This is a genomic window from Bradyrhizobium sp. AUGA SZCCT0283, from assembly GCF_018130385.1.
Lineage (GTDB): Bacteria > Pseudomonadota > Alphaproteobacteria > Rhizobiales > Xanthobacteraceae > Bradyrhizobium.
The window spans coordinates 124859-149645 of sequence record NZ_JAFCLU010000005.1 but is presented as its reverse complement, the minus strand read 5'-3'; the positions used below and the strand labels follow the sequence as shown (position 1 = coordinate 149645).

Annotated in this window: 21 protein-coding genes; 14 read left to right on the top strand and 7 right to left on the bottom strand. The window is 63.1% G+C overall.

Annotation, left to right across the window (positions count from 1 at the left end; all coding sequences use genetic code 11):
• The first annotated feature begins 27 nt into the window (after nucleotides 1–27).
• The 6 genes from JQ624_RS09755 to JQ624_RS09730 all read left to right on the top strand — a co-directional run bounded on the left by JQ624_RS09755 (nucleotide 28) and on the right by JQ624_RS09730 (nucleotide 5627).
• Entirely contained in the window at nucleotides 28–600 is a 573-nt protein-coding gene (locus JQ624_RS09755; protein WP_212418658.1) for a glutathione peroxidase, read from the top strand.
• Nucleotides 601–765: 165 nt separating this feature from the next.
• Nucleotides 766–1713, top strand: a complete 948-nt coding sequence (locus JQ624_RS09750) for a polysaccharide deacetylase family protein (protein WP_212418657.1) — start codon at nucleotides 766–768, stop codon at nucleotides 1711–1713.
• Nucleotides 1714–1775: 62 nt separating this feature from the next.
• Complete coding sequence (locus JQ624_RS09745) at nucleotides 1776–2285, top strand: dihydrofolate reductase (RefSeq protein ID WP_212418792.1); 510 nt, start codon at nucleotides 1776–1778, stop codon at nucleotides 2283–2285.
• A 174-nt stretch (nucleotides 2286–2459) separates the two neighbouring features.
• The gene (locus JQ624_RS09740) at nucleotides 2460–3536 is read left to right on the top strand and encodes a TRAP transporter substrate-binding protein (RefSeq protein WP_212418656.1); all 1077 of its coding nucleotides are present in this window, start codon (nucleotides 2460–2462) and stop codon (nucleotides 3534–3536) included.
• An 82-nt stretch (nucleotides 3537–3618) separates the two neighbouring features.
• Nucleotides 3619–4212 carry a TRAP transporter small permease subunit gene (locus JQ624_RS09735; protein WP_212418655.1) on the top strand — a complete coding sequence of 198 codons (594 nt, stop codon included), beginning with the start codon at nucleotides 3619–3621 and terminating at the stop codon, nucleotides 4210–4212.
• The gene (locus JQ624_RS09730; protein ID WP_212418654.1) at nucleotides 4209–5627 is read left to right on the top strand and encodes a TRAP transporter large permease subunit; all 1419 of its coding nucleotides are present in this window, start codon (nucleotides 4209–4211) and stop codon (nucleotides 5625–5627) included. Before JQ624_RS09735 ends, JQ624_RS09730 begins: the two co-directional genes overlap by 4 nt.
• A 4-nt stretch (nucleotides 5628–5631) precedes the next feature.
• Here JQ624_RS09730 and JQ624_RS09725 read toward each other — a convergent pair whose 3' ends face one another.
• On the bottom strand, nucleotides 5632–6084 hold the full coding sequence (locus tag JQ624_RS09725; RefSeq protein WP_212418653.1) for a DoxX family protein: 453 nt from the start codon (nucleotides 6082–6084) through the stop codon (nucleotides 5632–5634).
• Nucleotides 6085–6343: 259 nt separating this feature from the next.
• A complete protein-coding gene (locus JQ624_RS09720) occupies nucleotides 6344–8653 on the bottom strand; it encodes an NADP-dependent malic enzyme (protein WP_212418652.1) in 2310 nt (769 codons plus the stop codon).
• Between the two features lie 259 nt (nucleotides 8654–8912).
• On the opposite strand from JQ624_RS09720, the gene JQ624_RS09715 reads away from it, so the two are divergent.
• Nucleotides 8913–10889, top strand: coding sequence for a hypothetical protein (locus JQ624_RS09715; protein WP_212418651.1), 1977 nt, complete (start codon nucleotides 8913–8915; stop codon nucleotides 10887–10889).
• 13 nt (nucleotides 10890–10902) lie between these two features.
• Here the strand turns inward: JQ624_RS09715 and aspS are convergent, their stop codons facing one another.
• Nucleotides 10903–12678, bottom strand: coding sequence for an aspartate--tRNA ligase (aspS, locus tag JQ624_RS09710; protein ID WP_212418650.1), 1776 nt, complete (start codon nucleotides 12676–12678; stop codon nucleotides 10903–10905).
• A 191-nt stretch (nucleotides 12679–12869) separates the two neighbouring features.
• On the opposite strand from aspS, the gene JQ624_RS09705 reads away from it, so the two are divergent.
• The 4 genes from JQ624_RS09705 (at nucleotide 12870) to rnd (ending at nucleotide 16851) form a co-directional block, all read left to right on the top strand.
• Nucleotides 12870–14342, top strand: coding sequence for a YdiU family protein (locus JQ624_RS09705; protein WP_212418649.1), 1473 nt, complete (start codon nucleotides 12870–12872; stop codon nucleotides 14340–14342).
• Nucleotides 14343–14842: 500 nt separating this feature from the next.
• Nucleotides 14843–15097 (top strand): type II toxin-antitoxin system prevent-host-death family antitoxin, encoded by a 255-nt coding sequence (locus JQ624_RS09700; RefSeq protein WP_212418648.1) that lies wholly within the window; start codon nucleotides 14843–14845, stop codon nucleotides 15095–15097.
• Nucleotides 15098–15106: 9 nt separating this feature from the next.
• Nucleotides 15107–15532, top strand: a complete 426-nt coding sequence (locus JQ624_RS09695) for a hypothetical protein (protein WP_212418647.1) — start codon at nucleotides 15107–15109, stop codon at nucleotides 15530–15532.
• A gap of 170 nt (nucleotides 15533–15702) precedes the next feature.
• Nucleotides 15703–16851, top strand: a complete 1149-nt coding sequence (gene rnd / locus JQ624_RS09690; protein WP_212418646.1) for a ribonuclease D — start codon at nucleotides 15703–15705, stop codon at nucleotides 16849–16851.
• Between the two features lie 168 nt (nucleotides 16852–17019).
• Here rnd and JQ624_RS09685 read toward each other — a convergent pair whose 3' ends face one another.
• The 4 genes from JQ624_RS09685 to purM all read right to left on the bottom strand — a co-directional run bounded on the left by JQ624_RS09685 (nucleotide 17020) and on the right by purM (nucleotide 20930).
• Nucleotides 17020–18159, bottom strand: a complete 1140-nt coding sequence (locus tag JQ624_RS09685) for an autotransporter outer membrane beta-barrel domain-containing protein (protein ID WP_212418645.1) — start codon at nucleotides 18157–18159, stop codon at nucleotides 17020–17022.
• Between the two features lie 239 nt (nucleotides 18160–18398).
• Nucleotides 18399–19130, bottom strand: coding sequence for a glutathione S-transferase family protein (locus JQ624_RS09680; protein ID WP_212418644.1), 732 nt, complete (start codon nucleotides 19128–19130; stop codon nucleotides 18399–18401).
• A 64-nt stretch (nucleotides 19131–19194) separates the two neighbouring features.
• Nucleotides 19195–19848: a phosphoribosylglycinamide formyltransferase gene (purN, locus tag JQ624_RS09675; RefSeq protein WP_212418643.1), complete on the bottom strand. Its 654-nt coding sequence runs from the start codon at nucleotides 19846–19848 to the stop codon at nucleotides 19195–19197.
• A complete protein-coding gene (gene purM / locus JQ624_RS09670) occupies nucleotides 19845–20930 on the bottom strand; it encodes a phosphoribosylformylglycinamidine cyclo-ligase (protein ID WP_212418642.1) in 1086 nt (361 codons plus the stop codon). Before purM ends, purN begins: the two co-directional genes overlap by 4 nt.
• Nucleotides 20931–21079: 149 nt before the next feature.
• Here purM and JQ624_RS09665 point away from each other — a divergent pair, with 149 nt between their 5' ends.
• From JQ624_RS09665 to JQ624_RS09655, 3 genes are all read left to right on the top strand, one after another.
• Entirely contained in the window at nucleotides 21080–21622 is a 543-nt protein-coding gene (locus JQ624_RS09665; RefSeq protein ID WP_212418641.1) for a CDP-alcohol phosphatidyltransferase family protein, read from the top strand.
• Between the two features lie 137 nt (nucleotides 21623–21759).
• Complete coding sequence (locus JQ624_RS09660) at nucleotides 21760–22437, top strand: chromosomal replication initiator DnaA (RefSeq protein ID WP_212418640.1); 678 nt, start codon at nucleotides 21760–21762, stop codon at nucleotides 22435–22437.
• A 149-nt stretch (nucleotides 22438–22586) separates the two neighbouring features.
• Entirely contained in the window at nucleotides 22587–24785 is a 2199-nt protein-coding gene (locus tag JQ624_RS09655) for an RNA degradosome polyphosphate kinase (protein ID WP_212418639.1), read from the top strand.
• Nucleotides 24786–24787 lie beyond the last annotated feature (2 nt).

The window sequence follows — 24787 nt, the reverse complement described above, 5'->3', positions numbered from 1 at the left end:
CTTCGGCCTGATAACGCCGAGGCTTTCATGATTGACCGCAGAACCGTAATGATGGCGACGCTCGCCGCCCTCCCAGGCGCGATCGCGAGCCGGCAAGCCCTGGCCCAGGCCGGCATGAGCCGGATCACGGCTTATGCGTTTTCGTTTCCCGGACTGGCCGGCGGCGATATCAGGCTTTCCGAATTTGCCGGCCGGCCGATCCTGATCGTCAACACCGCTTCGCTCTGCGGCTTCACCCCGCAATATGGCGGACTGCAGCAATTGTGGACCGAGTTTCACGACCGCGGCCTGATGATCATCGGCGTCCCCTCCAATGATTTCGGCGGCCAGGAGCCGGGCGGCGCGGCCGAAATCACCGCAACCGCGCAGAACCACCACGTCGCCTTTCCGATCGCCGCGAAGACCGTCGTCAAGGGACCGAACGCGCATCCGTTCTACAAATGGGCAGCGGAAGCGCGGCCGAAGGATGTTCCACGCTGGAACTTCCACAAATACCTGATCGGCCGCGACGGCTATATCGCCGACGTGTTCCCCGAGTCGGTCGACCCCGTGGATACACGGGTGAAAACCGCCATCGCGCGGGCGCTGGCCGCTTCCTGAATTTCCTGAATTCAACCTGCCCGTTGACAAATCGGCTGGGCGTAACGACAGCCGTTGCGTTGGCGCACCCGCTGCAACTAGGGTAGTATGCATCAGGGGCAGGAGGCAGACCGGACGACGGCAAGGCTGCGACCGGGAGCGGGATTCGAATTTAAGGAAAACAAGATGCGTATTGCGGCAGGGTTGATCTTTGCAGGCGCGGTTTCGCTGTTGGCATCAAGCGCGGCGTGGTCGCAGACACCACCCGCCAAGGGCGCGGCCGCGCCGCAGGCTGCGGCAGCACCGGCCCCTGCACCGGCGGCGGCCCCCGCGCCTACCCGCCCGCCCTGCAACAATCCCAACGCGCTCGGTATCGGCCGCACCGTCGAGATCGACACCACAGGCGGTCCCGGTTTCGGCTTCGAGCATTTCAAGGAGCTCGATTTCCTGCGCGACAAGGAAGTGGTGCTGACCTTCGACGACGGTCCATGGCCGGTGAATACGCCTTCGGTCCTGAAGACGCTGGCGGAAGAATGCACCACCGGCATCTTCTTCCCGATCGGCAAGCACGCCACCTACTATCCCGAAATCCTCAAGCAGGTGATGGCGGCCGGCCATTCCATCGGGTCGCACACCTGGTCGCATGCCGCCCTCGTCAACAAGAAGCTGAACGAGCAGCAGCGCAAGGATGAAATCGAAAAGGGATTCAGCGCCGTGAAATGGGCGCTGGGCGGCAAGTCGCCGGCGCCGTTCTTCCGTTTCCCGGCGCTGCAGCACCCGCCGGAGATGGTGACCTATCTCGGTACCCGCAACATCGGGATCTTCTCCTGCGACCTCGATTCCTTCGACTTCAAGGCGAGCAAGGCGCAGACGATCATCGACAACGTGATGCGCAAGGTCGAGAAGAACGGCAAGGGCATCATCCTGATGCACGACTTCCAGAAGCACACCGCCGAAGCCCTGCCCGAGCTCCTGAAGAAGCTAAAGGCCGGCGGCTACAAGGTAGTTGCGATGCGCGCCAAGACGCCGGTGCAGACCATCGCGCAGTATGACGAGGACATCGTCAAGGATCTCAAACTGCCGACCGTGAGTTCACGTCCGGTTTCCAGCGTCGTGCAGACGATCTCGGAATAACGCGGCGCGACGCACAAGTGGCGCTGCGCATCGAAGGCTACGTCATCGTCTCCGCGGACGGCATGCTGGCCGACGCGCGCAACGTCATGCCCGACGAATTGAAGTTCGAGGGCGACAAGGCGTTCTTCACCGCCGCCCTCGACCGCGCCGACCTGATCCTGCACGGCCGCAACTCCTACGAGGACCAGCCGAACTCGCCGCGGCGCAGGCGCGTCATCCTGACGCGGAAGGTCGAAGCGATTGCGCCCGATCCGTCCAATCCGAACGCCACGCTGTGGAATCCCGCGGGCGCGACCTTCGAAGCTGCCTGCGCGCATGCAGGCGTGCATGACGGCGCTGTAGCGATCATCGGCGGCCCTGCCGTGTTCGGCATGTTCATGGACCGCTACGACGTGTTCTGGCTCTCGGTCGCGCCACATGTCCGCCTGCCCGGCGGCCAGCCCTGCTTTCCCGGTGTCCCTGCCCGTACGCCGCAGCAAATCCTCGCCGCGCAAGGACTACGTGCCGGCGACGTGCAGACGCTTGATGCAGTGCACGATGTCACCGTCACGCCGTGGCGGCGCAGCGCTTAGAGCGTCATCCTTTCGTACAATCCGCCTCGCCGTAAGTCAGCCTCGGCCAGAGATCGCTTGACAGCACGCGAAGGCGGTTCCACCTTTAAAAGAAAAAAAGAAACACATCATCATCGGGAGGACCACAACATGTTGAGGTACGCTTCAACTATGGTTGCAGCGGTGACTCTTGGAATGGTCACCATCTTTGCACAGCCGGTTCACGCTCAAAGCGCTGAAAAGCCGCTAGTGCTGAAGGGTCAGTCGACCCACCCCGCATCCTCGAACTTCCATCTCATCTTCAAGCTGTGGGCGGAGACCGTCGAAAAGATGACGGCCGGACGTCTCAAGATTGAGACGCTTCCGGCGGGAGCGATCGTGCCGCCGTTCGAGGTGTTCGACGCCACCTCCAAGAACGTTCTCGATGTCGGCATGGGACCGTTCGGCTACATCCTCGGCCGCAACACCGCGACGATACCGATGTCGCACGGACCGCTGTACGGCATGGACGGCTCGGATTACTGGGCCTGGTACTATGACGGCGGCGGCATGAAGCTGCTCGAGGAGTTCTACCGCGACGTCCTCAAGCTCAACGTCGTCGGCTTCCCGATCCCGACCGACTATCCGCAAGGGATGGGCTGGTTCAAGAAGGAGATCAACAGCCTCGCCGACCTCAAGGGCATGAAGTACCGGATCTACGGCATCGGTGCTGAAACCTACGGCAGGCTCGGCGTATCGGTCGTCACCATTCCCGGCGGCGAGATCGTGCCGGCGATGGAGCGCGGCGTGATCGAGGGCGCCGAATGGATCAACTGCGAGGAAGACAAGAAGCTCGGCCTTCACCAGGTGGCCAAGCATTACTACACGCCGGGCATGCATGAACCCGTCACCGGCGGCCAGTTGATGATCAACGGCGACGTCTGGAAGAAGCTCACGCCGGACCTGCAGGAAATCATCAAGGTGGCGAGCGTCTATGCCACGACGACGCGCAACTTCGCCTTCAATCGCGAGACGGCGCAGGCTTGCCAGGACCTGATCAAGATGGGCGTGCAGATGCATCGCACGCCCGACGAGATCCTGAAGAACTTCCTCGACGAGTGGGAGAAGATCCAGGCCGAGCATGCGGCGAAGAATCCCTTCTACCGGAAGGTTATCGACAGCCAGAAGGCCTATGCCGAACAGATCGTTCCCTTCAAGCTGTCGTGGTTTCCGCCGTACAACTTTGCCGGCGAGTACTACTGGAAGAACAAGATCTACCTGACCAAGAAGTGATCTCTCTTTGCCGCATGTAGCGGAGCTGCTGGCGTCCGCACCTGCCGGACGCCAGCACTGCACTGCCTGAAGAGGAGCGATCATGTCGTCGAACACAACAAGTGCTTCGGTCCCGGGCCATCCGGGCGGCGAATTCCCGCGCGCGTTCTACGCGATCATTCGCGTGATCGACCGCTTTACGGACGTCAGCGGCAAGCTGATAGCCATGTCGATGTTGTTTCTGGTCGTGACGATCTCCTACGAAGTCGTCATGCGCTACGGGTTCGGCGCGCCGACCATTTGGGTCTATGAATCGAGCTTCATGGTCAACGGCGCGGCCTTCATGCTGGGAGCCGGATACGCGCTCTTGAAGGGAGCGCACGTTCGCACCGACATCTATTGGGAGAATTACTCGGAGCGGACAAAGGGCATCGTCGACCTGATCTCCTACCTGTTCCTTTTCTATCCAGCCATGATCATTTTCATGCTGATCAGCTGGGACGACGCCTGGCATTCCTACGAGACCGGCGAACGATCGCAGGAAAGCGTATGGCGCGCGATCATGTGGCCATTCCGTGCCACGATCCCGCTGTCGGCCATTCTGCTCATGATCCAGGGCGTGTCCGAGGTGATGAAGTGCTGGTACCAGGTCCGGTTCGGGCGTGAGTTCGCACACAAGGAAAAGATCGAGATATGACCGGACTCGAGCTCCTCGGACTTGCCATGCTCCTCGTGATGCTGGGAGCGATCTTCATCGGCCTGCCGATCAGCTTCACGCTGCTCTTCCTGGCGCTGATGTTCGGCTATGCCGGCATGGGAGAGCGCGTCTTCAACCTCGCCTACCTGCAGACGATCGGCCTGATGAAGCAGGACGAACTCGTCGCGGTGCCGATGTTCGTTCTGATGGGATTCATCTGCGATCAGGCCGGACTCATGGAACGGCTGTTCAAGGCATTCCGCGATCTGTTCGCGCCGCTCAAGGGCGCACTCTACGTGGTCGTCATTCTCACGGCGACACTGTTCGGGATCGCCGCCGGAACCGTCGGCGCGACGGTCGCGCTGCTGGGCATCATGGCCGGGCCGATGATGATCCGCTCGGGCTATGATGTACGGATGTCGGCTGGCGCCATCGCCGCCGGCGGCACGCTCGGCATCCTGATTCCACCGTCGGTGATGCTGGTGGTGATGGCGCCCGTGCTCGATATCTCGATCATCGATCTTTATGCGGCAGCCTTCGGCCCGGGCTTCCTGCTGTCCGCGATGTTCATTGCCTACACGCTGGTCCGCTGCCACTTCAATCCCAAGCTCGGCCCGCCGGTACCGGTCGAGGAGCGGCCAGATTCGATGCGGATCGTGCTGTGGGAATGCCTGGTCGGCCTCGTGCCGGTGACCGTGCTGACGATCGTGACGCTCGGCGCCATCCTCGCCGGAATCACCACGGCCGCGGAGGCGGCGGCGTTCGGCGCATTGGGGGCCATCCTCCTTGTCATGGCCTACGGCCGCTTCACATGGCGCGGCCTGCTGGATGCCTGCTATGCCACACTGGCGACGACCAGCATGGTGCTGCTGCTCGCGGTGGCCTCCAACGTGTTCGGCGCCGTCTTCGCATGGCTCGGCACGGCGACGTGGATGACCAACGCCCTGCTCGCTTCGCCGCTGCCGCCTTGGGGCACGATGTCACTGCTCCTGACCCTGATCTTCCTGCTCGGCTGGCCATTCGAATGGCCGGCCATCGTCTTCATCTTCCTGCCGATGCTGGCGCCGGTGGCCAAGGGCCTCGGCTACGACATGGTCTGGTTCGGCTGCATCGTCGCGGTCGTGCTGCAAACCGCCTTCCTGTCGCCGCCGGTCGCCATGTCGGCCTATTATCTCAAGCAGGTCGTCAAGGAATGGAACCTGAGGCTGATCTACCGCGGCATGGCCGACTTCATGGTGCTGCAGGTCGCTTGCGTGGCGCTGGTGCTGATCTTCCCGGCAATCGCGATGTGGTTCCCGCAATGGCTGCAGGCGCGCAGGGTGGCGGAACGTAGCGCGCAAATCGAATACGTCGCGCCGCTGCAGAACGCCGCCGCGGTACTCGACGGCTCGCGCGTTGCGATCCGGAATTTCTGACTGTTCAGACGTCCCCGTAGGCCGGTTCATTCGGCCGCGGCCCGCGGCCGTAGCCTGCGATCATGAACAGCGCGCCGATGAGCGACAGGTTCTTCAAGGCGTCGATCAGCGTCTTGGCATTTTCGGGCGCCGGCTGGTTCCAGAAATCGTGGAAGTAGAAGGTGGTGACGATCACGAAGAAGATCAGCAGGATCGCGAAGAAGCGCGCGCCGAAATTGACCGCAATCATCAGGCCGGCGAGGATCTCGAAGCCACCGACGCCGAGCGCCAGCAATTGCGGCATCGGCATGCCCGTCATGGTTTCAAGCTGCGAGGTATAGGGCGCAAGCAGTGCCGGAATGGCCACCTTGGATGCGATGAAGTCCGCCGTCTGCTGAATCGCGAAGAGCTTGGTCGCTCCCGTGTACATGAAGAGGACGGCGAACAGGACTCGCCCGAAGGTAACTAACGCTGGCATGGGATCGGCCTCACTGAATGGCATGCAAAGGTAGCAGGCGGCGCGAAACGATTATGGGCGTTTCGTCTCCGCTTTTCAAACGCTCAAATCGAAACCATCCGCGCAGGAGCCCGCGCGGGCCTAACCAGACCTTCTGATAGAAGCAGAACCAAGGCCCTTTTTTGGCCATGGCATTTTCGAGCGCGGATACATTCGCGCAGAGAAAACGCGTCAAAAACAAAAGACTATGGCGGGGTCCTGATTCAATCAGAACCCTGCTCTATCCAAACAAGGTCGGCTGCTGACGGCCAGCGCGCTCCTGGGCTTCGACAGCGGCGACCGCCGTCATGTTGAGCACGCCGCGCGCCGTCACCCCCGGGGTGAGGATATGCGCCGGACGCGCCGGCCCGATCAGGATCGGCCCGACCGGCAGCGCATCCGCCAGCGTCTTGATCATCTGGTAGGCGACGTTGGCGGTGTCGAGATTCGGCATGATCAGGATGTTGGCATCGCCTTCCAGGTTGGAATGCGGCAGCACCAGCTTGCGGGCCGCGGCCAAGAGTGCGGTATCGCCCTGCATCTCGCCGTCGGCCTCGATCTCCGGATGCTTCTCCTTCAGAAGCGCGGTGGCGCGGCGCATCTTGCGCGAAGAGTCGGTGTCGTAACTGCCGAAGTCGGAATGTGACACGAAGGCGACGCGCGGCTTCATGTTGAACCGCTGCACATGGGTTGCCGCCAGCGAGGCCACCTCCGCGAGTTCCTCGGCGCTCGGATTCGGCCGCACCTGCGTATCCGCGATGAAATAGGAACCCTTGCTGGTGATCATCATCGACAGCGCCGCGAAATCGCTGACGCCGGGCAGGAAGCCGACGATCTCCCGGACATGGCGCAGATGGCTCATATAGCGGCCTTCGACGCCGCAGATCATGGCATCGGCCTCGCCGCGGACCACCGCAAGGGCTGCGATCACGGTGTTGTTGGTGCGGACCACGGTGCGCGCGGCCTCGGGCGTGACGCCGCGCCTTCCAGCCACGTCGATATAAGTCTGCACATAGGAGCGATAGCGCGGATCGTCTTCGGGGTTGACGAGATCAAAATCCTGCCCGGCCTTGATTGAGAGGCCGAACCGCTTGAGCCTTGCCTCGACGACGGAGGGGCGTCCGACCAGAATCGGTCGCGCCAGTTTTTCCTCAAGCACGACCTGCGTCGCGCGCAGCACGCGCTCGTCCTCGCCCTCGGCATAGATCACGCGCACCGGCTGCGTCTTTGCCTTGGCGAACACCGGCTTCATGACAAGGCCGGAGCGGAACGCAAAGCGTTCCAGGAGCGCGGTATATTCGTCGAAATTCTTGATCGGCCGCGTCGCTACGCCGGATTCCATCGCGGCTTTCGCCACCGCCGGCGCGATGCGCAGGATCAGCCGCGGATCGAACGGGCTCGGGATCAGCGAGCCCGGACCGAAGCCTTGCGTCTCGCCGCTGTCAAACCCACGGGCCACCGCGTCCGACGGCGGATCGCGCGCGAGCTGCGCGATGGCGTCGACGGCTGCATGTTTCATTTCCTCATTGATGCTGGTGGCGCCGACGTCGAGCGCGCCGCGGAAGATGAACGGGAAACACAGGACGTTGTTGACCTGGTTCGGGAAGTCGGAGCGCCCGGTACAGATCATGGCGTCGGGGCGCGCCTTGCGCGCCTCGTCCGGCATGATTTCCGGATTCGGATTGGCCAGCGCCATCACCAGCGGCTGATCCGCCATCGACTTGACCATGTCTGATGTCAGCACATTGGGCGCGGACAACCCCAAGAAAATATCCGCGCCGCCGATCACGTCCGCCAGCACGCGGGCACTGGTCTTCTGCGCATAGACCGCCTTCCAGCGGTCCATCAGCGTGTTGCGGCCCTCGTGCACCACGCCGTCGATGTCGCAGACCCAGATGTTCTTGCGCTGCGCGCCGAGCGAGACCAGAAGATTCAGGCACGCGATCGCGGCAGCTCCGGCGCCCGAGCAGACGATCTTCACATCTGATAGCTTCTTGCCGTTCAGCAGCAGCGCATTGGTGATGGCGGCGCCGACGATGATGGCCGTGCCATGCTGGTCGTCGTGGAACACCGGGATCTTCATGCGCTCCTTGAGCTGCGCCTCGATCTCAAAACACTCCGGTCCCTTGATGTCCTCGAGATTGATGCCGCCGAAGGTCGGCTCCAGCGCCGCCACCGTCTCGACCACGCGCTCGATGGTGTCGGCAGCGATTTCGATGTCGAAGACGTCGATCCCGGCGAATTTCTTGAACAGGACCGCCTTGCCTTCCATGACGGGCTTGGAGGCCAGCGGGCCGATATTGCCAAGCCCCAACACCGCGGTACCGTTGGAGACCACGGCGACCAGATTCGCCCGGGAAGTCAGCGACGCCGCTTCGGCCGGATTGTTGGCGATTTCGGTGCAGGCCGCAGCGACCCCGGGCGAATAGGCCAGCGCGAGGTCGCGCTGGTTGGCGAGCGGCTTGGTAGCCTGGATCTCGAGTTTACCCGGGCGCGGCAGCCGGTGATACGCAAGCGCCGCGGAGCGGAGATCTTCAGAATAGGACGACATACACTCCCCCACGGGCTTTCTCGACCCCGAATTACGAGCCGAGGCCGGTCTTCATTCGAACCGTTAGTTTTGCGGCAGATTGAGCCGGATGTGAAGCACGGGCGGCCACTTGGATGCAACATCCGAAAACGCCGCCGTCAACAGGGGCTGATCGACGGAAACCGGCAAATCCGGTAGCATAATCGTCTCCCTACCCCATTCCCTTGACCGACAATATGGCAAATTGGCCTCCGCAGTGTCGGCGACCGGAGCACAACTGATGGTAAAGACACTGATGGGCCTGGCCGCCGTGGTCGTGATCGCGGCGGGCGGCTTCTTCGGCTTCGAGCTTTATACGCAGCACCGGATCACGAGTGAAGTCGAGGCCGCGTTCGAGCAGATTCGCGCGGGCGGCGGCAAGGCAAGCCACGGCAAGGTGTCGTTCGACCTGAAGAGCCGGACGCTCAAGATCGCCGATATTGCGACCGAATCCGCATCGCAACCGCCACTGAGCATGAAGATCGCCAGCGTCACAGCCTCGGGGGTCGGCCAGCCGGACGCAGGCCGATTCGCGGCCGACAGCATCGAAACGTCAGACATCGAAATCAGCGCCAACATTGCCGGTCCGGCAGGCGGGAGCCTTTCCTACAAGATGCCACGGGTCGTGATGAAGGATTATTCCGGCCCCGCGGTCCTGCGGCGGCCGTCGGCTCCGGCATCCGCCATCGAAATGTATCAATCCGCGCTCGAGCAATTCGCCGCCATCTCGGCGACATCGGTTTCGGTCCCGAGCATTACGGGGACTGTCAACTTCGGTGCCGCCCTGTCGGGCGATTTCGCTTATTCGGGCATGGCCCTAAAGGACATCAAGGGCGGCAAAATTGCCGCCATGCAGGTCGAGCGAGCTAACTTTACGGTCAACACGCAACAAGCCGGCAAGGCCGACAAGATGACCGGCGAGATCGCCAATCTCAACTCCCGCGATTTCGATGCTAACGCGGCTGCCGCGATCCTCGATCCGCAGAACGCCAATGACGACCGCTATTACAGCTTCTACGGCAAAACATCGGCCGGTCCCTACACCGTCACTTCAGCGCTGGGCCTGCGCATGCGCATCGACCAGATGACCATCGATGGCGTTGGCGCGCGACCGTCACGGCTGCAACTGCCGACGTTGCTTGCGATGATACCGGCGGCCGGGGCTACATCTCCCACGCCTGCTCAGACGCGTGAAATGATCGACAAGATGGCCGCGCTTTACGAGGGCATGCGGATCGGAACGGCTGAGATGCGCGGCCTGTCGGCCGAAACACCGCAAGGCCCGTTCAAGCTCCAGGCGATCAGGTTCAACCTGGAAGACGGCAAGATCGGTGAGTTTGCATTCGAAGGGCTTGATACAGGCACGCCGAAAGGGCCCATCAAGCTCGGACGCTTCGCGCTCAAGTCGCTGGATATCGCCAACTTCATGCGAATGTCGGCGCAGTTCGCGAATCCGGCGCAACCGCCCACCCCTGAACTGATCGCGGGGCTGTTTCCGCTCATCCAGGGTGTCGAGATCAAGGGCGTCACGGCCCCCTTCAAGAACACCGGCAAGTTCGTCAACCTCGACAGCTTCGACCTGAACTGGGGACAATTTGTCGGCCCCATTCCGAGCAAGGCGCGCCTGACCGCGAAAATGACCACGCCGGTCGATGCGACCGATCCTGCCATGAAACCGCTCATCGCGGCCGGGCTGGATACGCTGTCGGCAGATGCTGATATCGGCGGGGAATGGGCCGAGGCGGCCCGCAGCTTCGTTGTCGACGTCCCGAAGCTCGAGATCGGCGGGCTGCTGAAGGCATCCGCGCGGGTCGCGCTTGCCAATGTGCCGCGGCAGGCATTTTCAGCCAACGCGGCCCAGGCGATCGGAGCGGCAGCGCAGATCGAGGCCGGCACGATCGAGTTCACGGTGCGCGATCTGGGCGGCGTCGATCTCGCGGTCACCCAGTATGCCCGCGCCCAGAACGTGAACCGCGAGGCCGCGCGGCAAGCGATCGCTCAGAGCATCAGGGACACCAGTACAACCGAGACGCTTGCGCCCGCAATGGAGGCGATCAGAGGCGCGCTGGTCAGCTTCTTCGAGACCCCGGGGCAAACGCTGAACATCAAGCTGACGCCGCGCGCCAAAGTGCCGGCGATGCAGCTTGTCCAGATGTTGAAGACCGACCCATTGATCGCGCTGGCGCAATTCCGGATCGAGGCTTCGACGGGGCTGTGAGCTAGCCCGAGCCCTATGTCTTGTCCGGCAAATTGAGCCGGATGTGGAGTTCGCGGAGCTGCTTGGTCGTGACTTCCGACGGCGCGCCCATCAGCAGGTCCACGGCCTGCTGGTTCATCGGGAACAGCGAGATTTCGCGCAGGTTCGTGGTGCCGCAGAGCAGCATCACGATGCGGTCGACGCCGGCCGCCATGCCGCCATGCGGCGGCGCGCCGTACTGGAACGCGCGATACATGCCGCCGAAACGCTCGACGACGTCCTTCTCGCCATAGCCCGCGATCTCGAACGCCTTCACCATCGCCTCGGGGCGGTGGTTGCGGATGCCGCCGGAGGCGATCTCGTAGCCGTTGCAGGTGATGTCGTACTGGAACGCCTTGATGGTCAGCGGATCCTGCGTCTGCAACGCCTTGAGGCCGCCCTGCGGCATCGAGAACGGGTTGTGCGAGAAATCGACCTTCTTGTCTTCCTCGTTGTACTCGTACATCGGGAAGTCGACGATCCAGGCGAGTTCGAACCGATCCTTGTCGATCAGGTTCAATTCCTCGGCCACCTTGGTGCGGGCCAGGCCTGAAAACTTCCAGAATTTTTCCGGATCGCCGGCGACGAAGAACGCCGCATCGCCCTCCTTCAAGCCCAACTGCGCACGGATCGCCGCCGTCCGCTCCGCGCCGATGTTGTTGGCCAGGGGACCAGCGCCCTCGCCGCCCTCGCGCCACATGATGTAGCCGAGGCCGGGCTGGCCTTCGCCTTGCGCCCACGAATTCATGCGGTCGCAGAACGCGCGTGAGCCGCCGCCTACGCCCGGGATCGCCCACACCTGGTTCTTGGGATCTTCCAGCATCCGCGCGAACACCTTGAAGCCGGAGCCGCGGAAATGTTCGGAGACGTCCTGCATCTGAATCGGGTTGCGCAGGTCCGGCTTGTCACTGCCGTATTTCTTCAGGGCTTCGGCGAACGGGATCCGCGGCCAGCCTTTTGTCACCGGCTTGCCCTTGGCGAAATCCTCGAACACGCCTGATATGACAGGCTCCATCGCCGCAAAAACATCTTCTTGCGTGACAAAGCTCATCTCGACGTCGAGCTGATAAAACTCGCCCGGCAATCGGTCGGCGCGCGGATCCTCGTCGCGGAAGCATGGCGCGATCTGGAAGTAGCGGTCGAAGCCACTCATCATCAGGAGCTGCTTGTACTGCTGCGGGGCCTGCGGCAGCGCGTAGAATTTTCCGGGATGGATCCGCGACGGCACCAGAAAATCCCGCGCGCCCTCCGGCGAGGACGCCGTCAGGATCGGGGTCTGGAACTCGAAGAAGCCCTGCTCCTTCATCCGCTTGCGCATCGAATCTACGATGGCGCCGCGGGTCATGATGTTCTGGTGCAGCTTCTCGCGACGGAGGTCGAGGAAGCGGTACTTAAGCCGGATGTCTTCAGGATATTCCTGTTCGCCGAACACCGGCAGCGGCAGTTCGGCCGCAGGCCCGAGCACCTCGATCTCGCTGACATAGACTTCGACCGCCCCGGTCGGCAGTTCCGGATTGTCGGTGCCCTCGGGGCGGCGGCGCACCTTACCGTCGATCCGCACCACCCATTCCGAGCGGAACTTTTCGACTTCCTTGAACGCGGGCGAGTCCGGGTCGGCCACGCATTGCGTGATGCCGTAATGGTCGCGCAGATCGATGAACAGCACGCCGCCATGGTCGCGGATGCGATGGCACCAGCCGGAAAGACGGGCGGTCTGGCCGATGTCGCTGTCGCGGAGCGCGCCGCATGTATGTGACCGGTAGCGATGCATGGAATTCCCAAGAAACAGATGTCGGAGGTCAGAATCGGGGCCAAAGGCCGCGCGAATTGCGGGAGGGTTTACCCGACGCAGCGAGGGGCGGCAACCAATGGCGGAGCCTGTTTTGGGCCCGAAACGCGAGATTTCCGACCCCACCACCCCGAACCGTTTGCCTATTCCGTGCCCGCGCCTATCTTTGGGTCATGACCGTCCATTTCCCGTTCCAGAACACCTATTCGGCGCTGCCGGCGAACTTTTTCGCCCGCGTGGCCCCTACCCCCGTCGCCGCTCCCCGGCTGGTCAAGCTGAACCGGGCCCTGGCCGTCCATCTCGGGCTTGATCCTGACGTGCTGGAGAGCCCGGAAGGGGCCGAAATCCTCGCCGGAAAACGCCTGCCCGATGGTGCCGACCCGATCGCGATGGCCTATGCCGGCCATCAGTTCGGCCAGTTCGTACCCCAGCTCGGCGATGGCCGGGCCATCCTGCTCGGCGAAGTCATCGATAAGGACGGCGTCCGCCGCGACATCCAGCTCAAGGGATCCGGCCCGACCCCGTTCTCGCGCCGGGGCGATGGCCGCGCCGCGTTGGGTCCGGTCCTGCGCGAATACATCGTCAGCGAGGCGATGTTTGCGCTCGGCATCCCCACCACCCGCTCGCTCGCCGCCGTGACGTCAGGCGAGAACGTGATGCGCGAGACCATGCTGCCGGGCGCCGTGCTCACGCGCGTGGCCGCAAGCCACATCCGCGTCGGCACCTTCCAGTTCTTCGCTGCGCGCGGCGACACCGACGGCGTGCGCCAGCTCGCCGACCACGTCATTGCAAGGCACTATCCGGATATCACCAAGGTCGAGCGCCCCTATCACGCGCTGCTCGAAGGCGTCGTCGCCCGCCAGGCGGACCTCGTCGCGCGCTGGCTTCTGGTCGGCTTCATCCACGGCGTGATGAACACCGACAACACGTCCATATCGGGCGAGACCATCGATTACGGCCCCTGCGCCTTCATGGACGAATATAACCCCGCACAGGTGTTCTCCTCGATCGATGAAATGGGCCGCTACGCCTACGCCAACCAGCCCCGCATCGCGCTGTGGAACCTGACGCGGCTCGCCGAATGCCTGCTGCCGCTGTTCTCCGACGACAAGGACAAGGCGATCGAACAGGCGCAATTCATCCTCGGCGAATTCGCCGAAAAATTCACCGCCGCCTATCAGGCCGGACTGCGCAAGAAGATCGGACTGTCCACCTCTCGCGACGGTGACGAGGCGCTGGTGCAGGATCTGCTCGACGCGATGGCGAAGAACCAGGCCGACTTCACCCTCACCTTCCGCCGCCTGAGTGACACCGCTGTGGATGCCGACGACGACAGCGTTAGAGCGCAATTCACCGATCCCGCCGCCTTCGACGAATGGGCTGTACGATGGCGCAAGCGCCTCGCGGACGAGCCGCAATCCGCAGCCGAGCGGCAGGCCGCGATGCGCGCCGTCAATCCGGCGTTCATCCCGCGCAACCACCGCGTCGAAGCGGTGATCGCGGCGGCCGTGAACAACGACTACGCGCCGTTCGAGGAATTGCTGACGGTGCTGTCGAAGCCATTCGAGGATCAGCCGGCGTATGCGGCCTATGCCGATCCACCGTTGCCCGAGCAGCGCGTGCTGCAGACGTTCTGCGGGACGTGAGGCGCTGACCTTTTCCACGTCATTGCGAGCGAAGCGAAGCAATCCATCCCGCCGCAGAAAGAATGGATTGCTTCGTCGCTTCGCTCCTCGCAATGACGGCGCTCATCGCAAAGCATGACGACTATTGCCCGTTAACCGAACTCGTTAAGTGCGCGTCCACCATCCGCGCATGCACGCCACTCCCGGTTCCATAAATTAAGAAACCCTCAACGCGCTCCCCACAATTCTAACGGTTTACTGGGGAGAATTGCCGTGGACGCCTTTGCCTTCGAATTCATGGGAATGGTGATGATTGGGCTCTGTCTCGCCGTGCTTGCGATCCCGTCGGGCCGTCGACGGTCGCGGCGCGTGCGGTACGAGTAACGCCTGGAATTCACTGACATCGTACAAATCCTCGGCGAGCCCAATTCGCCGTGGCGATATAGATTTGCTTTGCCGCCCTCAAATATATGTATTATACGTATAATTGAAATCGTGAGGTTTCGAAGAGGGATATCGCAATGGTCCAAACCACTGCCTTGGAATTCCAGCGCAAGTTCGGTGAATTCCAGCATCAGGCTCAGCGCGAGCCTGTGGAGATCACGCGGCACGGCCGGCGCGAATTCGTGCTGATGTCGGCCGAGCAATATGATTGGCTCACGGCCGCCGCCAAGCGCACCCATCGAACGGCTGATGCAACGTCCGTGGTCGTCGATGCCGTGGCGCGGGCCGAAATGGGCTCCGAACACGCCGAGCTCGACCAGCTCATGAAGTAAAGCGGCAGCGTGGCGCTTCCCGATCCGAAGCCGGGGCTCATTGTCCGCTACGATTACCTCTGGTCTCACGAGACAGCCGCCGGACGCGATCAAGGAAAGGACCGCCCGGCTTGCCTCGTTGCTGCGAGTGATAGTCTGACGAAGCCGCGTTTTGTCGTGCTGTTGCCGATCACGCATTCGCCGCCAGACGCCGATACGGTCGGCATCGAAATCCCGGCGAAGGTCAAGCAGGCCTTGGGCCTCGACGAGGCGCCGAGCTGGATCATCGTTTCCGAATACAACGTTGACGAATGGCCGAACGCCGGCCTGTCGCCCCTGCCCGGAAGGCCGGGAGTGTTCAGCTATGGCTTCATCCCGCCGGGCTTGTTCGCGCAGATCAAGGCCAAGTTTCTCGAACTTGCGCGACAGCACAAGGGCCGGGCAGTGCAGCGCTGATCCGAATTCGAAAAGAATGACAGATCGCAGGCAAGCGTGAACCCAACGGCCGCCAGACGGACGCAAAAAAGCCGTGCTCAGGCTCAAATGCAGGGCTCAAATCCGACCCAACACCCTTGACATATCAGCGTTTTCGGCAGAACGCCTGTCCGACGCGTCATGGATTGTTCATGGATCTGATTACCACCACTTCCGACCTCGCCGCCGCCTGCTCCCGGCTCGCCCAGCACAAGGTCATCACCGTCGACACCGAGTTCCTGCGGGAGACGACCTACTACCCCCTGCTATGCGTCGTTCAGATGGCGAGCGCGGACGAAGCTGTCGTGGTCGACACGCTGGCGCCCGGCATCGACCTCAAGCCGTTCTTTGAGCTGATGGGCAACGAGGCCGTGCTGAAGGTGTTTCACGCCGCCCGCCAGGACATCGAGATCGTCTGGCACCAGTCCGGCACCATTCCGCACCCGATCTTCGATACGCAGGTCGCCGCCATGGTGCTCGGTTATGGCGACAGCATCGCCTATGACCAGCTCGTCGAGCGCGTCACCGGTCACCGGCCGGACAAGACCCACCGCTTCACCGACTGGTCGCGCCGGCCACTGACGCCCGAGCAGATGCACTACGCCGTCTCCGACGTCACCCATCTGCGCGACGTCTTTGCAGCGCTCGACGCCGACCTGAAGAAGCGCGGCCGCAGCGATTGGGTCAGTGAGGAGATGGAAGTCCTGACCTCGCCCAGGACCTACGATTTCCACCCCGAGCGCGCCTGGGAGCGGCTCAAGACGCGCGTGCGCAAGCCGAAGGAGCTCGCGGTGCTGATGGAAGTCGCGGCCTGGCGCGAGCAGGAAGCGCAAAGCCGCGACGTGCCGCGCTCGCGCGTGCTGAAGGACGATGCGGTCGGCGACATCGCCACCCATGCCCCGACCTCACTGGAGCGCCTCGCCGGCCTGCGCTCGCTGCCGAAGGGCTTTGACCGCTCCAAATGGGGCACCGATATCATCGCCGCCGTGCAGCGCGGCCTCGCCCGCGATCCCCACACGCTGCCGAAGATCGAAAAGCCGCGCGGCAATTCCAATGGCGCTGCGACCGTCGAACTCCTGAAGGTGCTGCTGCGGATGACGTCGGAACGCCACGCCGTCGCCAGCAAGGTGATCGCCACCGTCGACGATCTCGACCAGATCGCCGCCGACGACCAGGCCGATGTCGCCGCGCTCCATGGCTGGCGCCGCGAATTGTTCGGCGAAGCAGCGCTGGCGCTGAAACACGGCAGGCTGGCGCTTGCGATCGAAAAAGGCCGCGTCGTCAGGGTCGAGCGGGCCTGATCTCAGCTTGCGAACCAAGTGATCCGTCACCCTGAGGTGGCCGCGCGCAGCGTGGCCCTCGAAGGGCGACGGCCACGGGCCGCTCATCCTTCGAGGCTCGCTACGCTCGCACCTCAGGATGACGGGTCTTGGACCGGCGCGGCTGAAGCAGGAACCTGCATTCAGCTCTTACCACTTCAACTCCAGCCCCAGCGTGCCCTGATGCGACTGCATCGCAGCGCGTAATTTGGCGTCGTAATTGACGTACAGCCGCGCGGTGTTGGTAAGGCTCAGCGATGCCGAGGCGCCGGCATCGGCGCCGTACCGGCTCTCGCCGATACCCTGGAACGTAATACTCTGCACGCCCTGGCTGACGGTAATGTCGGAAAAATTCTGCACGACATTGTCGACGAACTTGCCGTAGCCCGACAGGTCGAAGATCTTGCCGTCGAAGATCCAGTAATGGCCGATCTCCGCGCCGATCAGCAGCCGCCCGCGCTGCACGGTGGCGCCGGTCGCCGTCACGGGATCGAGGCCGCCGATCTCCTGCAACGCCCCGGTCCGCGCATGGACATATTCGAACGCGGCCTTGGGCACGATGCGGCCCTGCTCCCTGGTCCAGTAATAGCTGATCTCGCTCAAGACGCCGTCGAGCCGCGCATTGTATCCGGCGGTCGCCAGGCCAAAGCCGGTGTCGCGGCGCGAATTGATGTTGCCGAAGCCGTGCACCGCCGCGCTGGCCCAGGTCCACGGCCCACTGTCGACAGAGGCCGTAAAACCGATCTGGGTCAGGTCGATCGTCGCCGATTGCAGCGCGAGCGGAATATCGATCGCCGAGCGGCTCTGGTCGACGGAAAAGCCGATATTGATGCCCGGCGCCACCCGCGCGCCGATCCCGGCGACACCGCCCCAGATCTTTCTGCTATCGCCGACGAAATCGCCGACCGCGCCCGTCTTCGTATAGTTCCCGTAGCCTTCGAACCAGGTCCGGTAGCGCGGCGCTTCCGTACTCTCCGAGGCGCCGCCGCCGCCGGGATTGGTCCGCTGCAGGCGGCTGAGGCCGTTGCTCTGCAGGTTACCCAGCCGCTGCAGGAAATTGCTGCCAAGATCTGCCAGCGCCGCGTCTGAGGCGACCACCGAATTGATCACCGTCGGCGTCGGGCTTGGCGTCGGCGAAGGCGTGGGTGTCGGAGTGGGCGTCGGCGTCGGCGATTGCGCCTGCGCCGCCGACATGATGCCTATGAGGACGAACACGATCGCGGCAAGCCGCGCGAGCGCACCGTCGATCCCGATTTTTCGTGCCCGCGAAAGCCGCGATGAGCAGCGCATGCAATCCATTCCTAAAAGGCAGAAGCGCCGGCCCGAAAAATGCGCAAATCCCGCTCAACCGGAGCGATTTGCCCCCAGTTCGCGCGAAGGGTCAATCGGTTGGCCCCCCGCCGCACTGCCGAATACGCGCCATTGTTGTCCGGTTGCCACAGCTCGCGGAAGCGCCAATCGATTTGCCGGCACCCGCCGAAGCCTTGCGAACGCCAAAACTCGTGTTGCAATCCGAGGTGCAATCGGGCTCAGGCCGCCGCTTCGCAACCCGCAATCTCCTGGAGTTCCGGGTAGAATCGCGCGGTCATTCGGCCGACATAACGCCGCAAATTGTCATGGCTTGCGGCCGCCCGCTGCAGGTCCGATTCGAACAGTGGACAAATCGCACTGACTGCGAAAGCGAACATCGTGGCGTCGATACCGACTGGCGCGTTGCCCATGAAGAACGGCTTGTCGCCGAGATAGGCCGCCATCGCATCGATCGAGCGGATTCCGATCGCGGTGATCTCGTCGGCGGAGTGACGGCCGATCCCCTGCCCGTGCAAGGTCTTGCGCAGGCGGCGGCGGATCATCGACACGACGACGGGCCGGACCGGCGCAGGCACGCCCTTGAAGAAATTGACCGGCCCTTTGCGGAAATTGTCATCGATCATCCAGCGGAAATAGACGCTGGCCCAGTACAGATTGTCTTCCGCCATTTTCTCGAACGCCCAGGCAATGGCGAGCTGTTCGGCGGTGAGGCCCTGGTCGAAATCGATGCCGTATTTCTTTTCGAGGTGCCAGCGGATCAGGGTGGAATCGCCGAGCAACTGGCCATCGTCCTCGATGTAGGGAATCTTGCCCTTGGGCGCCTTCGAAAAGCTCATCAGCGCCTTTTTGAACGGGAGTTTCGACATCCGCAACAAGGTCTCGGCCTTTGTCACGAACGGGCTTGCGTCGGGAAGGCCGAAATTGGGCCCGGAGCCATAGAGCGTGATCATGGAACCTCGATGGATGTTGCGGAGCGCGGTTATCGCACCCGTTCGCGCATGCGAGCGGATAATATCAGATCGTCCGCGGCGAAATCAGGGTGCCGTCGCGCTCAGTGCTGTCGGCGACCTTGCAGACGTCGCCTTCGAGGCGAAGCTTGCCGCTCGCCAGCAAACGCAGCGCCTCCGGGTAGATGCGATGCTCGATGCCGAGGATGCGCTGCGACAGCGTCTCCGGCGTGTCGCCATCGGTCACCGTGACCGCACCCTGCATGATGATCGGGCCGGCGTCGGTTTCGGGGATCACGAAATGCACGGTCGCGCCCGAGATCTTCACCCCGGCCTGCAACGCCTGGCCGTGCGGATCAAGGCCCGGAAAGGACGGCAGCAGCGAAGGGTGAATGTTGAGCATCCTGCCGTACCAGCGCTGCACGAATTCGGCGGTGAAAAGCCGCATGAACCCGCCGAGACAGATCAGCTCGACGTTTTTCTCGTCCAGCGCCCGCTGCAGGACGGCTTCGAAGCCGGCGCGATCCTTGCCGAACGGCTTGCTCTCGATGACCATCGTCGGGATGCCGCTCGCGGCTGCCTTCGCGAGCCCAGCCGCATCGGCCCGGTTGGAGATGACCGCGACGATCTCGGCCGGGAAATCCGGCGCTTTCGCAGCGTCGATCAGCGCGGCCATGTTGGAGCCGCGCCCGGAAATCAGGATGGCTGTGCGACGCTTCATTGCGCGAGATCGAGGTGGCCGTTGTAGATCACGCGATGCTCGCCATCCTCGTCGCGCCGGGCCGGGATCACCTCGCCGAGCAGAGCGACGGTCTCGCCGCTTTCGGTCAGCACCTGCGTCACCTGCTCGACCGCATCCGGCCTGACGATGGCGATCATGCCGATGCCGCAGTTGAAGGTGCGCAGCAATTCGAGTTCGGCGATGCCGCCCTGCGCCGCCAGCCATTTGAACACCGGCAGCACTGGCAGCCGCGCCAGGTCGATGCCGACGCCGAGATGTTTTGGCAGCACGCGTGGAATGTTGTCGGTGAAGCCGCCGCCGGTGATATGCGCGAGTCCCTTGATGGCTCCGGTCTCGCGGATCGCGCGCAGGCAGGATTTCACATAGAGCTTGGTCGGCGCCAGCAGCGCACCGCCCAGCGTCATGACCGGCGAGAACGGCGCCGGCGCATCGAAGCCGAGGCCCGAGTTTTCCACAATCTTGCGGACCAGCGAAAAACCGTTGGAGTGCACCCCCGACGAGGCCAATCCGATCACCGCATCGCCCACGGCGATATCCCCACTCGGCAGCAGCGTGCCGCGCTCGGCGGCGCCAACCGCAAAGCCCGCGAGGTCGTAATCGCCGTCCTTGTAGAGCCCCGGCATTTCGGCGGTCTCGCCGCCAATCAGGGCGCAACCGGCTTCCCGGCAACCCTCGGCGACGCCGGCCACGATGGCCGCAGCCGCCTCGGGGTCGAGCTTGCCGCAGGCAAAATAGTCGAGGAAGAACAGCGGTTCCGCGCCCTGCACCACGAGGTCGTTGACCGACATCGCCACCAGGTCGATGCCAATTCCGCCATGCAGGCCGGTCTCGATCGCGATCTTGACCTTGGTGCCGACGCCGTCGGTCGCCGCCACCAGAACCGGGTCCTTGAAACCCGCCGCCTTGAGGTCGAACAGGCCGCCGAATCCGCCGATTTCGGCGTCCGCGCCCGCCCGGGCGGTAGCGCGGACCATCGGCTTGATGAGATCGACCAGGCGGTTGCCCGCATCGATATCGACGCCCGAATCCGCGTAAGTGAGCCCGTTCTTGCGGTCGATCATGCCCAAATTCCAGTATGATGACGGCTGGTTACGAGGAATTCCGCGATCCTGCAATGGCTCGCAAGCGCTTGGCGCATATACTATGTAGATAAGAACCGGCAGAACCCGCCAGGGGCCGGATTTAGGCCGGGAGCCGGGAAGCGACCGAGTTGAGTATTCCGAATATCATTACGCTGGGCCGCATCATTCTGGTGCCGGTCATCGTCTGGGCGATCGTTTCCAGCCAGATGGAGATCGCCTTCGCGATCTTCGTCATTGCAGGCGTCAGCGACGCCGTCGACGGCTTTCTCGCCAAGCGGTTCAACATGGCGAGTGAACTGGGCGCCCTGCTCGACCCGCTCGCCGACAAGGCGCTTTTGGTGTCGATCTTCGTGGCACTCGGCATCTGGGGCGCGGTTCCGCGCTGGCTCGTCATCCTCGTGGTGTCGCGCGACATCATGATCGTCACGGCCGTGATCGTGTCATGGCTGTTCGACAAGCCGATCCCGATGAAACCGCTGATGGTGTCGAAGCTCAACACGGTGGCGCAGGTGGCGTTCGCGGCGCTGGTTCTGGCTTCGCTCGGGTTCAATTTCAAGCCGGCGCCCTATGACGTGATCCTGATGGGTTTTGTTACGGTCTTTACTTTGGTTTCCGTCTCGCTCTATCTCGTCGAGTGGGTGCGGCACATGAGCACGATCGACGCGCGCTAACCGTCCTTTTTGTTTTGATGCGTTTTCTACCGCAGACAAGTCTACGCAGTCTGCGTAAACTTGACTGCTATGCGAACCGGTGCCCACTTCGCTTGAAAACGCTATGAAGGCTGTAAGATCCGGTCGTGGAGATTTGCGTGGCAGTTCGCGTTCAACCTCGTCAGCTTGCCTTTGCGCTGCCGCATGCGGAGAGCCTGACCCGCGACAACTTCCTCGAAGGGCCTGCCAATGAAGCCGCGCTGTCGCTAATCGAAAGCTGGCCGGACTGGCCGAACCGCATCATGCTGCTGGTGGGACCGGAGGGCTCCGGCAAGAGCCATCTCGCCGCGATTTGGGCCGAACAGGCCGGTGCGCGCGCGATATCGGCGCACGCGCTTAACCCCGCTGCCGTCCCCGGCGCGCTCGCGACCGGCGCGCTGGTGGTCGAAGACCTGAGACCGGCCGACTTCGACGAACGCGCGATGTTTCACCTCCTGAACCTGGCGCGCGAGGATGAGGCCTTCGTCCTGATCACGGGGCGCGTTCCGCCGGTCGCGTTCGAGGTCGAACTGCGCGATCTCAGGTCGCGGCTGCGCGCCGCGCCCATTGTGTCGCTATTGCCGCCCGACGACCTGTTGTTTCGCGGCCTGATCGTCAAATTCTGCGCGGACCGCCAATTGAGCATCGACGAGACGGTCGTGAGCTACCTCGTCAACCGGATCGAGCGCTCCTATGCCGCCGCCCGCCAAGCGGTCGACCTCCTGGATACCGAGGCGCTGCGGCTCGGCCGGCCGGTGACCCGGGCGCTGGCTGCGGAACTGCTGCGTAACGCCTGATCGGAGCACTGCGTGCTGCTTCCTGCCGCCTTGACGGCGGCTCGGGGCGGAACATCAATGTCATTGAAACGTCATCGGCGTATCACATGCTGCGGGCCGCATTCCCCCTAAATTAGCCCCGCGCCTCTCCCGAGATGGATCATAGCTTTATGGAATCGGCACAAGTTATTGAAATAAAAGAAAAAGAACCTGGCGCCGAGGCTCCTCCCACGATTGCCACGAGCCCGGAGCGCTTCATTAACCGCGAGCTTTCCTGGCTACATTTCAACCGCCGGGTACTCGAAGAGGCGGTCAATCCCGGCCATCCCGTGCTCGAGCGGGTCCGGTTCCTGTCGATTTCCGCCAATAACCTCGATGAGTTCTTCATGGTCCGCGTCGCCGGTATCAAGGCGCAGGTCCGTGAAGGTATCGCCGAACGCAGCCCCGACGGCATGACCCCGGCCGAGCAGCTCGTCCTCATCAACAAGACGGTTTCGGAGCTTGCATCCGACCAGCAGGCGATCTGGCGCGATCTGCGTACCACCCTGTCGGAGGCCGGCATCATTCTGGTCGACGGCCACGACTTCACCAAGACGGAGCGCGGCTGGCTCGAGGATCACTTCCTCCGCAACATCTTCCCGCTGCTGACGCCGCTGGCGATCGATCCGGCGCACCCGTTCCCGTTCATCCCCAGCCTCGGCTTCACCATCGCGCTGCAGTTGGCGCGGGTGTCCGACGGCAAGCCGATGAACGCGCTGATCCGCATGCCCGGCAAGATCGACCGCTTCATCCGCATGCCCGCGGGCAAGGACGGCGCGGTGCACCTGATTCCGCTGGAGCAGGCTACCGGCCTGTTCATCGGCCGCCTGTTCCCCGGCTACACCGTCAAGGGCCAGGGCGCCTTCCGCATCATCAGGGACTCCGAACTCGAAATCGAGGAAGAGGCCGAAGATCTGGTCCGCCTGTTCGAGACCGCGCTGAAGCGGCGGCGGCGAGGTTCGGTGATCCGGCTCGAGATGGAAGCCAAGATGCCGGAAGCGCTGCGCGCCTTCGTCCAACAGGCGCTTTCCGCCGCCGACGACGAGGTGTTTCTGGTCGACGGCGTACTGGCGATGAACGAACTCTCACAGCTCACGCGGCTCGACCGCCCCGACCTCGAATTCACGCCCTATGTGCCGCGCCATCCCGAGCGGGTGCGCGACCACGGCGGCGACATTTTCGCCGCGATCCGGCAGAAAGATCTCATCGTCCACCATCCTTACGAATCCTTCGACGTCGTCGTGCAGTTCTTGCAGCAGGCCGCCCGCGATCCCGATGTCGTCGCCATCAAGCAGACGCTGTACCGCACCTCGAACAATTCCCCGATCGTGCGCACGCTTGCCGAAGCAGCCGAGGCCGGCAAATCGGTGACGGCGCTGATCGAGCTGAAGGCGCGGTTCGACGAGGAAGCCAATATCCGCTGGGCGCGCGACCTCGAACGCGCCGGCGTGCAGGTGGTCTACGGCTTCCTCGAACTGAAGACGCACGCCAAGCTGTCGATGGTGGTGCGGCGCGAGGGCGGCAATTTGACGACCTATGTGCATACCGGCACCGGCAATTATCATCCGGTCACCGCGCGCATCTACACCGACCTCTCATACTTTACCTCGGACCCAATCATCGGCCGCGATGCGGCGCGGGTGTTCAACTACATCACCGGCTATGCCGAGCCGAGCGACATCGAGCGCATGGCGGTGTCGCCGCTGACGCTGCGCAAGCGCATCATCGAACACATCAAGGGCGAGACCAATTACGCCAGGCATGGCAAGCCGGGCGTAATCTGGATGAAGATGAACTCGCTGGTCGACCCTGACGTCATCGACGCGCTGTACGAGGCCTCGCAGGCCGGCGTCTCGATCGAACTGGTGGTGCGCGGCATCTGCTGCCTGCGGCCGGGCATTCCCGGACTTTCCGAGAACATCCGGGTCAAATCCATCATCGGGCGCTTCCTGGAGCACGGCCGCATCTACTGCTTTGGTATGGGGCAAGGCCTGCCCGGCCCGAAAGCGGCTGTGTATATCTCGTCCGCCGACATGATGCCGCGGAACCTCGACCGCCGCGTCGAAATCCTCTGCCCATTGCAAAATCCCACGGTACATCAGCAGGTTCTCGAACAGATCATGGTCGCGAATCTGAAGGATACCGAGCAGAGCTGGCAGTTGTTGCCGGACGGGTCCTCAACGCGTATGAAGGCCGCGAAAGGCGAAGAGCCGTTCAATCTGCACAACTATTTCATGACGAATCCGAGTCTGTCTGGCCGTGGAAAGTCGCTCAAGGAATCTTCGCCGCGCCGGCTCACTCGCCGTAACGAGCGCCAGCAATCCTCATAAGG

Excerpts from the sequence above, each read along its gene's own strand:
- JQ624_RS09755 (WP_212418658.1), top strand. The coding sequence starts at position 28 with ATGATTGACCGCAGAACCGTAATGATGGCGACGCTCGCCGCCCTCCCA.
- JQ624_RS09750 (WP_212418657.1), top strand. The coding sequence starts at position 766 with ATGCGTATTGCGGCAGGGTTGATCTTTGCAGGCGCGGTTTCGCTGTTG.
- JQ624_RS09745 (WP_212418792.1), top strand. The coding sequence starts at position 1,776 with ATGCTGGCCGACGCGCGCAACGTCATGCCCGACGAATTGAAGTTCGAG.
- JQ624_RS09740 (WP_212418656.1), top strand. The coding sequence starts at position 2,460 with ATGGTCACCATCTTTGCACAGCCGGTTCACGCTCAAAGCGCTGAAAAG.
- JQ624_RS09735 (WP_212418655.1), top strand. The coding sequence starts at position 3,619 with ATGTCGTCGAACACAACAAGTGCTTCGGTCCCGGGCCATCCGGGCGGC.
- JQ624_RS09730 (WP_212418654.1), top strand. The coding sequence starts at position 4,209 with ATGACCGGACTCGAGCTCCTCGGACTTGCCATGCTCCTCGTGATGCTG.
- JQ624_RS09725 (WP_212418653.1), bottom strand. The coding sequence starts at position 6,084 with ATGCCAGCGTTAGTTACCTTCGGGCGAGTCCTGTTCGCCGTCCTCTTC.
- JQ624_RS09720 (WP_212418652.1), bottom strand. The coding sequence starts at position 8,653 with ATGTCGTCCTATTCTGAAGATCTCCGCTCCGCGGCGCTTGCGTATCAC.
- JQ624_RS09715 (WP_212418651.1), top strand. The coding sequence starts at position 8,913 with ATGGTAAAGACACTGATGGGCCTGGCCGCCGTGGTCGTGATCGCGGCG.
- aspS (WP_212418650.1), bottom strand. The coding sequence starts at position 12,678 with ATGCATCGCTACCGGTCACATACATGCGGCGCGCTCCGCGACAGCGAC.
- JQ624_RS09705 (WP_212418649.1), top strand. The coding sequence starts at position 12,870 with ATGACCGTCCATTTCCCGTTCCAGAACACCTATTCGGCGCTGCCGGCG.
- JQ624_RS09700 (WP_212418648.1), top strand. The coding sequence starts at position 14,843 with ATGGTCCAAACCACTGCCTTGGAATTCCAGCGCAAGTTCGGTGAATTC.
- rnd (WP_212418646.1), top strand. The coding sequence starts at position 15,703 with ATGGATCTGATTACCACCACTTCCGACCTCGCCGCCGCCTGCTCCCGG.
- JQ624_RS09685 (WP_212418645.1), bottom strand. The coding sequence starts at position 18,159 with ATGCGCTGCTCATCGCGGCTTTCGCGGGCACGAAAAATCGGGATCGAC.
- JQ624_RS09680 (WP_212418644.1), bottom strand. The coding sequence starts at position 19,130 with ATGATCACGCTCTATGGCTCCGGGCCCAATTTCGGCCTTCCCGACGCA.
- purN (WP_212418643.1), bottom strand. The coding sequence starts at position 19,848 with ATGAAGCGTCGCACAGCCATCCTGATTTCCGGGCGCGGCTCCAACATG.
- purM (WP_212418642.1), bottom strand. The coding sequence starts at position 20,930 with ATGATCGACCGCAAGAACGGGCTCACTTACGCGGATTCGGGCGTCGAT.
- JQ624_RS09655 (WP_212418639.1), top strand. The coding sequence starts at position 22,587 with ATGGAATCGGCACAAGTTATTGAAATAAAAGAAAAAGAACCTGGCGCC.